The following is an 11,572-nucleotide window of genomic DNA, read 5'->3' as shown; positions in this document are numbered from 1 at the left end:
CCCCACCGCCTCCCTGCACCAACGGGCGCGCCGACGCCGCCAGGCGTTGCGCGCCCGCATCCCGCGCCCTGCCGAAGCTGACTTGCATCAAGGCAATGACGACAGCCAGTCGACAGCCTGCGCCCAACCCCCTATAAATCACCCCCACATCTTTGCAACAGCACGCAGTTACCCATGACCACCCCGAAAAAACGCCAAAGCCGCTACAACCCCGCCAGCGACAACTTCAGGAAGGAAGACTTTCCCTTCTACTGGCTGGCACGGGTGCACGGCCGCTACTCCATGGCCATGGAGAAAGCGCTGAAGAAGATCGACATGGACATCCCGCGCTGGCGCATCCTGTTCATCCTCAAGGAGAACGGCGAGTCGAGCATCTCGGAAATCTCCGAACACGCCATCGCCAAGCTCTCCACCGTCACCAAGATCGTCTACCGCATGAAGGCCGACGGCCTGGTGGACACCAACCCCTGCAGCAACGACGGCCGCGTCACCCAGGTCTCCATCACCGAAGCCGGCCGCCGCACCGCCGAACAGATCCAGGTCACCACCGCGCACATCTTCACCAACAGCTTCAAGGACCTCAGCGAAGCGCAGATCACCAAGCTCAACGGCACGCTGGAGAAGATCTTCAACAACCTGCCGGAGGATTGAGGGGCGCGCACCCTTCCCGCTCCGGGTCGTGATCGAGCGCAGGCGATCACCCTGAGAACCCCATCCCAGGCACGTCGGCCTTTCATCCGGGCGCCTTTCCAATCAGCGATCCGTTGCCAACCTTGCTGCGCACACTCAAAGGCGCCGGTGGTGACGGCCTCACGCTCTTCGCTCAATGGGTCGCACTGAGCGCAGCACAGCCTACGGCGGAGCACCGAGCGCTTCGTAGGATGGCGTAGAGCGAAGCGAAACCCATGCTGTGGATGTACCAGGTGCCCAGCGAGACCCTGAAAGCACAGCTCTTTGCTTTCAATCCACAACAGCTAGAGCAGACACAGTCCATTCATTTGCCAAGCAACGCCCCGCCGCCGGCGACCCCGGACTGAGGTCCGGGCTACGGAACCGTGGAATCCGCTCACTTCACCTTCAGCACCTTGCGCTCCAGCGCCGGGTCGGCGTCGATCTCGGCGTTGGTGAAGGGCAGCTTCTGCCATTGCTGGCGGGCGAAGAGCTCGGTCTGGTCGCTGTGGTGCGGCGAGCCGGCTTCGCTGGACTGGGAGAAGGCCAGCAGCCCACGGGCCTGGGGCCCCTGGCCGTCGAAGGTGACCAGCTGCAGGTAGCTGGTGCCGCTGACCACTTCCAGATGGTCGCCCTGCAGTTCGCTCTGCATGGCGTTGTAGACGCCGAAGTGGCCGTCGCCGCCGGGGATGCCGATGGCACCCGAGCGCTGGATGTCGCCCCAGCGGGCCTGTTCGGGCACACCGGCCTTGGCCACTTCCTCACCGGCGGCAACCAGCGCCTGGATCACCTTGTCCTTGGCCGCCGGGTTCAGCCCACGCGGGGTCACGGTTGGGCGTTGCGGGTCGAAGGGCTCGCGCCAGCCGTCCTCGATCTCGGCGAAGCCCTTCATGAAGTGCTGGAAGTGCAGGAAGCCGATGCCGCTGTCGAGGTTGGCCTTGCCATCCCAGGCCGCCAGCGCCTTGCAGGGCGCGGCCAGGGCGGCGTTGCCCGCCTCGGCCTGGCACAGCTCCAGCAGACCGGGCAGCAGGTCGGTGGCCAGCGCCACTTCGTTGTCGGTGACCATCGCCTTGAGGAACTCGGCGCTCAGCGTCGCGTCGCCCTGCAGGCGGCCCAGGGCGAAGCGCGCGCGCGGCGACAGCTCACGCCCTTCGCGGCTGACCAGGGGCGAATAGCCGGCCAGCGGGCTGTCCGGGTTGCTCAGCCAGGCGCTGTCGTTGGAGTTCTGCACGAAGTCGTCGCGCTGTAGCACCGGCAGCTGGGCCGCCGGGGTGATGCCCGGTTGGGCGGCGCTGGCGTCGCGGGTCCATTCGCAGGCGCTGGTAGTGCCCTGCAGGGCCGGCAGGCCTTCGGCGGCCAGTTGCGGGATCACGCATTCCGCCAGCTGCTTGGGCAGCAGGTGCGGCACCACGGACTGGTTCATGTACAGGGCCTTGCCGCTGGCGTCGGCGGCCAGGGTGTTGACCCAGGGAATACCCTGGATCTTCGTCACGGCGGCACGCAGGGCATCGACGTCGCGGGCCTGGTTGATCGCGTACCACTGCTGCAGCACGCGGGTGTTGCCGAGGTTGGCGTCCTTCAGCGCCCAGGCCTCGCCGGCCGACCACTCCAGCATGCCCGGCCAGTTGAGCAGCGGGCCGAAGCGCGACTCGTAGAGGTCGTGGCTGCGCACCGAGAGCTTGCCGGCGGCGTCACGTACCTGCACCTGCAGGCGGGTCTTCTTCAGCTTCTCGGTACGGCCGTCGACGCGATAGCGGGTCGGGTCCTTGGGGTCGAGCTCCAGGCGGTAGAGGGTGAAGTGCGCGGAGGTGTCGACGGTGTGGGTCCAGGCCAGCTGCTGGCCGAAGCCGATGTTGACCACCGGCAGGCCGGGCAGCGCGGCGCCCATCACGTCGAGCTTGCCGGGGATGGTCAGGTGCAGCTGCCAGAAGCGCAGTGCGCCGCTCCAGGGGAAGTGCGGGTTGGCCAGGAGCATGCCGCGCCCATCGGCGCTGCGCTTGCTGCCCACGGCCACGGCGTTGCTGCCGCGCTCCAGGCGGAAGCCCTCGGTGCGCGCCGCGGTGTAGCCGGAATCCAGCTGCGCCTGCTGGGCGCCGGGCGGCGCGGCACCGATCAGCGCTTCGGCGAACTGGCCGGCACCGCCTTCCACCAGCAGGCGACGGGTCAGGCGCACCAGGTCGTCGGCGTCGATGGGGCGCAGCCAGCCCTCGCCCAGGCAATGGGTGGTGCGCGCATCGGCTTCCTTCAGGTAGTGGTTGAAGCCGGCGGCGTAGCCGTCCAGCAGTTGGGCGACCTCGCGGATCTGCGCCTTGCGGAAGGCGGCAATCGACGCCGGCTGGTTGAGCCAGGTGAAGAAGAAGTCGGACGGCAGGTTGTCGAGGTGGGCGGAAGACTGGCCCTCCGCGCCGAACCAGCGGGAGCGCTCGCCACGGGCGGTGACGATCTCCTCGGCCAGCAGGCAGGCGTTGTCGCGGGCATAGGCGTAGCCGATGCCGTAGCCAAGGCCGCGTTCGTCCGCCGCCTGGATGTGCGGGACGCCATGGGCGGTCCAGCGGATAAGCGTTTCTCGCGGCTTGGCGGCCGTATCGGCGGCCAGAACGGCAAAAGCCGGGCACAGCAACAGCGCTGCGACACCGGCAACAAGGCTACGCATGGGCATCGGGGGTTCTCGCAAGGGATGGGGGAAACCGCGCCGGCGGGTGCCGGCGCGGATCAAACGGATCAGCTGGCGGCGGCCAGCGCCTGGACGACACCGCGCTCGGCACAGGAGCCGGGCTGGAGGTGGTCGTAGAGCGAGGCGGCGATCTCGTCGGCGCGGATCGGCAGCACCGACAGCAGTGTGTCGCTGAGGCCGTGGCTGGCCTGGCAGAAGCCCTGCATGTAGACGGCCGCCTGGCAGCGCTCGTCGGTGCGAACGCGGTAGTCGCGGCCCACCTCGAAGTCGCCCATCCACTGGGCCAGAGGCTCCAGCAGGTGGCGGTGCACCTGGCGCTCGTAGCCGGTGGCGAGCACCACGGCGTCGTAGCGCTGCACGCTCTGCTCGCCGCTGGCGTTGTTGCGCAGCACCAGTTCGATGCCATCGGCGCCGGCGGTGGCGCGCTCCACGGTGCTGAGGATGCGGAAGGCGTGGCGCTGGATGCCGGAGACCTTCTGGCGGTAGAAGATGCCGTAGATGCGCTCGATCAGGTCGATGTCCACCACCGAGTAGTTGGTGTTGTGGTACTCGCGGATGAAGCGCTCACGCTCGGCGCCGGCCTGGTTGAAGATCAGGTCGGTGAACTCGGGGGAGAACACCTCGTTGACGAAGGGGCTGTCGTCCGCCGGCTTCAGCGCCGAGCCGCGCAGCACCATGTCCACCTGCACCGACGGGTAGCTGTCGTTGAGGTCGATGAAGGCCTCCGCCGCGCTCTGCCCGCCGCCGATGATGGCGATGCGCATCGGCTTGCCGCCGACGCAGGGCTGCATGGCGATGCGCTCCAGGTACTGGGAGTGGTGGAACACCCGGGCGTCGTCCTTGAGGTGGCGGAAGGCCTGGGGAATCCGCGCGGTGCCACCGGCGCTGACCACCACCGAGCGCGTGGCGCGGACATGGGTCTCGCCACCGGCATCGCGGGAGATCACCCGCAGCGCCTCGACGCGCTGGCCTTCCAGCACCGGCTCGATGGCCAGCACCTCTTCGCCATAGCGGCTCTGCTCGATGAACTGCCCGGCCACCCAGCGCAGGTAGTCGTTGAACTCCATGCGGCAGGGGTAGAAGGTGCCGAGATTGATGAAGTCCACCAGGCGGCCGTGCTGGTGCAGGTAGTTGACGAAGGAATAGGGGCTGGTGGGGTTGCGCAGGGACACCAGGTCCTTGAGGAAGGAGATCTGCAGCTCGCTCTGGGTCACCAGGGTGTTGCCGTGCCAGCGGTAGTCGGCCTGCTTGTCGAGGAACAGGGCATCCAGCGCCCCCTGCTTGCGGGCACGCTCCTGCAAGGCGATGGCCAGGGCCAGGTTGGAGGGGCCGAAACCAATGCCGATCAGGTCGTGGATAGCGGTGTTCAGGGGCTGAGTCATGTCCAGTGTCCTCTGGAGGTGCGCCCGTCCGGGCGACGGTTGCCGTTCGCTGACGGCCCCACTGGCCGCCTGTTGACTAGGAACGAGGACAAGGAAATGAAATTTAGCCGCCGGGCGTTGCACTCACCGGTCGATCAGGCCGCGTCCCACTCACGCATGCGCAGGCGGCAGTGTTTCATGGCGTTGACGATGTGCTTCTCCACCAGGGGCTGGGAAATCCCCAGGCGCTCGGCGATCTCGTCATGGGAGAGCCCCTCCAGCTTGCGCAGCAGAAAGGCGTCGCGGCACGGCGCCGGCAACTCGTCGAGGGCGCGCTGCAACATGCCCAGGCGCTGGCTTTGAGCCAGAGAACGGTGCGGCGATGGGGCGTGGTAGCGCTCCTCCTCGTCCAGCACGTCCAGCGGCTCGTTGCGGCGAATGGCGTTGCGGCGGTGTTCGTCGATCACCAGATTCAGCGCCGTTCGGTAGAGAAACGCGCGGGGCGAATCGATCCGCTCTTGACTCGCGCGTTCCATCACCCGCAAATACGCGTCATGTGCCACATCCGCAGCTGCCTGCCGATCACCCAGCTTCGCGCTGAGAAAACGCAACAGCTCCCGATAGTAGATTTCCAAGTCGCTTCCCCGGCGCCTAACGAATGCGGCGCATACACTTGAGCTGGATCAAGACACACCCTTTGGGTGATGCTGGCAGTCTGAAATTATTAAATTTATAATAATTCTCATCAAGATTCATATTTCAGCGTGCCGCTCCACCGTGTGAATACAGAACTCGAATTCAGGCATAACCGGTAATCCTGATGAACAACGCCTCCTCGCAAACCCAAAGCGACCCGCTGGTCGAGGTCGCCGCACACTGGTGCATGCGCCTGCACGCGGAGGATTGCACGGACGAGGAGCGCGCCCAGTTCAAGGCCTGGATCGAAGCCGACCCGAGCCATGCCCTCGAATACGCCGAGATGCTGGAGATCTGGGACCTGAGCGAGCACCTGCCGCCGACCCAGCCCTCGCCCCGCCTGCACATTCCCCGTCAGCTCCCGCCGCCACCGCCGACCCTCGCCCAGCTGCCGGTACGCCAGCGCCCACGCGGCTTCATCCGCCGCCATGCACGCGCCCTGGCCCTGGCGCTGATCGCCGCGCCCCTGGCCGGTTACGGCGGCTGGCTGGCCGGCTGGGTGCCCGACAGCTACCAGCGCTACGAGGCCGAAGGCAGCATCCGCCGCGTCACCCTGCCCGACGGCAGCGACGTGGAGCTGAACCTGGCCACGCGCCTGAGCTACGCCAACTTCATCGACCGCCGCCGGGTCAGCCTGGACAGCGGCGAAGCCTACTTCCACGTCAGCCACGACAGTGCCCACCCCTTCGTGGTGCATGCCGGCGAAGGCTCGATCACCGTGACCGGCACCCGCTTCAACGTGTGGAAGTACCAGGACAACATCGTCGTCACCGTCACCGAAGGCTCGGTCAAGGTGCGCAGCGAGCAACGCGGCAACGACAGCAACCTGACCCCTGGCATGCAGGCCAGCTTCAAGGCCGGCGACATGAAGCCCCGGGTCGGCGCCGTGGACACCCAGCAGGCCCTGGCCTGGCGCGACGGCAAGCTGATCCTCGACGACCTGACCCTCGCCGAGGCGGTGCCGCTGATCAACCGCTACCTCGACGCGCCGCTGGTACTGGGCGACCAGGCCAGCGCCGACCAGCGCATCGGCGGCATCTACAGCACCCGCGACATCCGCAGCCTGGTCACCGCGCTGCCCCGCGTCCTGCCCATCAGCCTCGCCCAGCAGGCCGACGGCAGCACGCTGATCAGCAACCGCAAGATGCGTCTCTGATTCCGGGCGTCCGGGCCGCCAAGGACGCACCGCCCGGTAAATTTCCCCGCCCTTAGCTCGTTCAACTGGCAGCGCCCCTTCGGCTGCCGCACCGCGCCGGCCAGGGCCCCACCCAGAGCCGGACATCTCCATGAGCGCCCCACGACTTTCACGCCGCCTGATCCTCGCCCCGCTGCTGCTCGTCCCCCTCATCGCCCTGGCCGCCTGGAAGGCCCTGCCGGACGGCATCCACGAAGGCGACACTGTGCGCGTGGCGGTCACCAGCATCGAAAGCAGCGTCAGCGCCCTCGGCACCCTGCAGCCCCGGCGCTACGTCGACGTCGGCGCCCAGGCGTCCGGGCAGATCCAGAAGCTCCACGTGGAAGCCGGCGACACGGTCGAGGAAGGCCAGCTGTTGGTGGAGATCGACCCCTCCACCCAACAGGCACGGGTCGACGCCGGGCGCTCCTCCATCGACACCCTCAAGGCCCAGCTGGAAGAACAACGGGCCCAGCACGAACTGGCCCGGCAGCAGTACGCCCGCCAGCAGAAGCTCGCCGCCAGCGGCGCCACCCGTGACGAAGACCTGCAGGTGGCCCACGCCCAGCAGCGCTCCACCCAGGCGCGCATCGCCATGATCCAGGCGCAGATCCGCCAGGCCCAGGCCACACTGCGCAGCGACGAGGCCGAGCTCGGCTACACGCGCATCTACGCCCCTATCTCCGGCACCGTGGTCGCCGTCGACGCCCGCGTCGGCCAGACCCTCAACGCCCAGCAGCAGACGCCGCTGATCCTGCGCATCGCCAAGCTCTCGCCGATGACGGTCTGGGCCCAGGTTTCCGAAGCCGATATCGGCCGCGTGCGCCCCGGCATGCCCGCCTGGTTCACCACCCTCAGCGGCGAAGGCCGTCGCTGGGAAGCCCGCGTGCGCCAGGTGCTGCCCTTGCCGCCGCGCCCCCTCGACCAGCTCAGCCAGGGCGGCGGCAGCCCCACCGGCAGCGGCGGTCGCGTGGTGCTCTACACCGTGCTGCTGGACGTGGACAACCAGGACAACGCCCTGATGACCGAGATGACCGCCCAGGTCCATTTCGTTTCCCAGCGTGCCGAAAACACCCTCGCCGTGCCCATCGCCGCCCTGCGCGACGGCGACGCCGGCGGCGACATGGTGCTGGTGGTCGGTGCCCGTGGCGCCCTCGAGGAGCGCCCGGTACAAACCGGCGTGCGCGACCGCATGCAGGTCCAGGTGCTGTCCGGCCTGGCCGAGGGCGAGCGCCTGCTGATCGGCGAACCCGCCCCATGAAGGCCCTGCACGAACCCGCCCTGCTGGAACTGGTCGACGTCCGCAAGCGCTACGGCGGCAACGGCACCCCGGAAGTCGAAGTGCTACGCGGCATCTCCCTGCGCATCGATGCCGGCGAATTCGTCGCCATCGTCGGCGCCTCGGGCTCCGGCAAATCCACACTGATGAACATCCTCGGCTGCCTCGACCGCCCCAGCTCCGGCAGCTACCGCTTCGCCGGCCGCGACGTCGCCGCGCTGGATGTCGACGAACTGGCCTGGCTGCGCCGCGAGGCCTTCGGCTTCGTGTTCCAGGGCTACCACCTGATTCCCTCCGCCTCGGCCCGTGAAAACGTCGAGATGCCGGCCATCTACGCCGGCACCCCCGGCCCCGAGCGCGCCGCCCGGGCTGCCGAGCTGCTGCAGCGCCTGGGCCTGGAAAGCCGCGCCGGCAACCGCCCGCACCAGCTGTCCGGCGGCCAGCAGCAACGCGTCTCCATCGCCCGCGCGCTGATGAACGGCGGCCACGTGATCCTCGCCGACGAACCCACCGGTGCCCTCGACAGCCGGAGCGGCATCGAGGTGATGAAGCTGCTCGACGAGCTTTCCGCCCAAGGCCACGCGGTGATCCTCATCACCCACGACCGCGAAGTGGCCGCCCGCGCCCAACGCATCATCGAAGTGCGCGACGGCCACATCCTCAGTGACAGCGCCAACGGCCAGCTGCCCAGCGGCAACGCCGGCGCACTGCCCGCCAGCCGCCTGCGCGAGCGCCTGGAAGAACGCCGCGAACTGCCCGCCGGCGCCTGGCGCGGCGAACTGCTGGAAGCCCTGCGCGCCGCCTGGCGGGTGATGTGGGTGAACCGCTTCCGCACCGCCCTGACCCTGCTCGGCATCGTCATCGGCGTCGCCTCGGTGGTGGTCATGCTGGCCATCGGCGAAGGCAGCAAGCGCCAGGTGATGGCGCAGATGGGCGCCTTCGGCTCCAACATCATCTACCTCTCCGGCTTCTCGCCGAACCCGCGCGTGCCCGAGGGCGTGGTCACCCTCGCCGACATCGCCGCGCTGTCCGGCCTGCCCCAGGTGCAGCGGATCATGCCGGTCACCGGCGGCGACACCCTGGTACGCCACGGCAACCTCGATTTCCAGGCCTACACCCGGGGCAACGGCATCGACTTCCCCAGCATCCTCAACTGGCCCGTCGCCGAAGGCGCCTTCTTCGACCAGGCCGACGAAGACAGCGCCGCCACCGTAGCGGTGATCGGCCAGAAGGTGCGCGACAAGCTGTTCGCCGGGCGCGACCCCATCGGCCAGCACATCCTCATCGAGAACGTGCCCTTCCAGGTGATCGGCACCCTGGTGGCCAAGGGCGCCAGTTCCGGCGACGAAGACGCCGACACCCAGATCGTCGTGCCCTACTCCACCGCCAGCATCCGCCTGTTCGGCAAGCCGGACCCGGACTTCGTCGTGGTCGCCGCCGCCGACGCCAGCCGCGTGCAACAGGCCGAAGCCGCCATCGACCGCCTGCTGCTGCGCCTGCACCGTGGCGTGCGCGACTTCGAGGTGACCAACAACGCCGCGCTGATCCAGGCCGAGGCCAGCACCCGCAACAGCCTCTCGCTGATGCTCGGTGCCATCGCCGCCATCTCCCTGCTGGTGGGCGGTATCGGCGTGATGAACATCATGCTCATGACCGTGCGCGAGCGGACCCGTGAAATCGGCATCCGCATGGCCACCGGCGCCCGCCAGCGCGACATCCTCCGCCAGTTCCTCACCGAGGCCACGCTGCTCTCGGTCACCGGCGGCATCGCCGGCATCGCCATCGCCCTGCTGGTGGGCGGCGCGCTGCTGCTGGCGGACGTCGCCATCGCCTTCTCCCTCACGGCCATGCTCGGCGCCTTCGGTTGCGCCCTGGCCACCGGCGTCGCCTTTGGCTTCATGCCAGCGCGCAAGGCGGCACGGCTCGACCCGGTAACCGCACTGAGCAGCCCATGACCGTATTCACGCCCCGCACCCTGCTGCCCCTGTGTCTCGCCCTCGGCGCCTGCGCCGGCACGGACAAGACACCCACCACCGGCATCGCGCCGCCCGCCCATTGGCAGGCCAGCGCCGACAACCGCCAGGCGCAGTTCGCCGCCGACTGGTGGCGCGCCTTCGGCAGTCCGGAACTCGCCGCGCTGATCGACCAGGCCCGCCAGGGCAGCTTCGACCTGGCCGCCGGCCGCGCGCGGGTGCGCCAGGCCAGCACGGCTGCGATCATCGCCGGCGCCCCGTTGCTGCCCGAGGTGAAGGCCGAACTCAGCGGCAGCTACCAGCAATTGCTGGGCGACAAGGGCTTCAGCGCCCTGGACGCCTCCTCCGACCAACCCCGCTTCGACACCTACGCCACCGGCCTCAGCGCCAGCTACGAGCTGGACTTCTGGGGCGGCAAGCGCGCCGCCCGCAACAGTGCCGTGCACGGCCTGGATGCGGCCCGCTTCGACCAGGCGACCCTGGAGCTGACCCTGCTCGCCGGCGTCGCCAGCAGCTACCTGCAGGTGCTGGCCCTGGACGAGCAACGGCGCATCGCCAAAAGCAACCTCGACAATGCCCGCCAGGTGCTGCAACTGGTGGACGCGCGCCAGGGCGCCGGCGCCGCCACGCAGTTGGAACTCGCCCAGCAGCGCAGCCTGGTGGCCGGCCGTGAACGCGCCCTGGAGCGCCTGCACCAGCAGGCCGGGGAGGCCCGCGTCGCCCTCGCCGCCCTGCTCGGCCAACCGGTACAAACCCTCAGCCTGAAGGGCGAGAAGCTGGACGCCCTGCAATGGCCCGGCACCGGCGCCGGCCTGCCCAGCGAACTGCTCGGGCGCCGCCCCGACATCGCCGCCGCCGAAGCCCGCCTGGCCGCCGCCGATGCCGACGTGCGCGTCGCCCGCGCCGCGATGCTGCCGAGCCTGACCCTCAGCGCCAACCTCGGCACGGGTTCCGAGCAGTTCTCCGACGTGCTGCGCAACCCCTACTTCGGCGTCGCCGCCGGCCTCGCCGCGCCGATCTTCAATGCCGGCCGCCTCGACGCCAGCCACCAGCAGCGCCAGGCCCGCGAGGAAGAGTTGCTGGCCAACTACCGTGCCGCCATCGTCGCCGCCTTCGGCGATGTGGAGCGCGCCCTGCTGGCCATCGACGGCCTCGACCGCCAACGCCAATGGCAAGCCGAGGAGCTGGCCCAGGCGCAACGTGCCTTCGACCTCGCGGAAAACCGCTACCGCGCCGGCGCCGAAACCCTGCTCACCGTGCTGGAAACCCAGCGCAGCCTCTACCAGGCCGAAGACGAAGCCGTGCAACTGCGCCTCGCCCGCCTGCAAGCCGCCGTCGGCCTCTACAAGGCCCTGGGTGGCGGCTGGACACCGGACGCTAATCAGCTGGCCGAACGCACCCCGGGCTACCCGATTCGCACCAGGCGCAGCATCGCCCGTGGGAGCGAATTCATTCGCGATTGGCAATGCACCACGCGCCGGGTTTCACCCGACCTACATCCCGCCTCACCCGCCATCGGTATCGACCTGATGCCCCGCCTGGTGGAGGTAAAAAGCGACCTCCACCCTACGCTCCGGGGTACGCCCTGCCTGTGGGAACGAATTCATTCGTGATCGGCATTCAGGCACGCGCACAGGCCGATCCCGGCACGCTTGTGTAGGGGCGAATTCATTCGCCCAGCAGTGCGCAGCATCGCCCGTGGGAGCGAATTCATTCGCGATGCCCGCCACGCGGGCCAAGGCCGGA

The 11,572-nt window shown here is 68.7% G+C and carries 8 protein-coding genes; 5 read left to right on the top strand and 3 right to left on the bottom strand.

The window, feature by feature from the left end:
- Nucleotides 1–174: 174 nt before the first annotated feature.
- Entirely contained in the window at nt 175–651 is a 477-nt protein-coding gene (locus PI990_RS14745; RefSeq protein ID WP_021217341.1) for a MarR family winged helix-turn-helix transcriptional regulator, read from the top strand.
- Nucleotides 652–1,066: 415 nt separating this feature from the next.
- On the opposite strand, the gene pvdQ is transcribed toward PI990_RS14745, so the two are convergent.
- From pvdQ to PI990_RS14730, 3 genes are all read right to left on the bottom strand, one after another.
- Complete coding sequence (pvdQ, locus tag PI990_RS14740) at nt 1,067–3,328, bottom strand: bifunctional acylase PvdQ (RefSeq protein WP_442969327.1); 2,262 nt, start codon at nt 3,326–3,328, stop codon at nt 1,067–1,069.
- Nucleotides 3,329–3,390: 62 nt separating this feature from the next.
- Nucleotides 3,391–4,725: a lysine N(6)-hydroxylase/L-ornithine N(5)-oxygenase family protein gene (locus PI990_RS14735; RefSeq protein ID WP_271661103.1), complete on the bottom strand. Its 1,335-nt coding sequence runs from the start codon at nt 4,723–4,725 to the stop codon at nt 3,391–3,393.
- A 134-nt stretch (nt 4,726–4,859) separates the two neighbouring features.
- Nucleotides 4,860–5,339, bottom strand: coding sequence for a sigma-70 family RNA polymerase sigma factor (locus tag PI990_RS14730; protein WP_184489138.1), 480 nt, complete (start codon nt 5,337–5,339; stop codon nt 4,860–4,862).
- 185 nt (nt 5,340–5,524) lie between these two features.
- Here PI990_RS14730 and PI990_RS14725 point away from each other — a divergent pair, with 185 nt between their 5' ends.
- The 4 genes from PI990_RS14725 (at nt 5,525) to PI990_RS14710 (ending at nt 11,439) form a co-directional block, all read left to right on the top strand.
- Nucleotides 5,525–6,556, top strand: coding sequence for a FecR family protein (locus tag PI990_RS14725; protein ID WP_271661102.1), 1,032 nt, complete (start codon nt 5,525–5,527; stop codon nt 6,554–6,556).
- Between the two features lie 130 nt (nt 6,557–6,686).
- A complete protein-coding gene (locus PI990_RS14720) occupies nt 6,687–7,835 on the top strand; it encodes an efflux RND transporter periplasmic adaptor subunit (RefSeq protein ID WP_184489139.1) in 1,149 nt (382 codons plus the stop codon).
- Nucleotides 7,832–9,808, top strand: coding sequence for a MacB family efflux pump subunit (locus PI990_RS14715; protein WP_271661101.1), 1,977 nt, complete (start codon nt 7,832–7,834; stop codon nt 9,806–9,808). Before PI990_RS14720 ends, PI990_RS14715 begins: the two co-directional genes overlap by 4 nt.
- Nucleotides 9,805–11,439 (top strand): efflux transporter outer membrane subunit, encoded by a 1,635-nt coding sequence (locus PI990_RS14710; RefSeq protein WP_271661100.1) that lies wholly within the window; start codon nt 9,805–9,807, stop codon nt 11,437–11,439. The genes PI990_RS14715 and PI990_RS14710 overlap by 4 nt, the downstream gene beginning before the upstream one ends.
- The last annotated feature ends 133 nt before the right edge of the window (nt 11,440–11,572 follow it).

It is taken from the genome of Pseudomonas sp. TUM22785 (genome assembly GCF_028198105.1).
In the GTDB taxonomy this organism is placed as follows: domain Bacteria; phylum Pseudomonadota; class Gammaproteobacteria; order Pseudomonadales; family Pseudomonadaceae; genus Metapseudomonas; species Metapseudomonas solani.
Note: the sequence above shows the minus strand (reverse complement) of the source record. Positions and strands in the feature narration are given on the sequence as shown.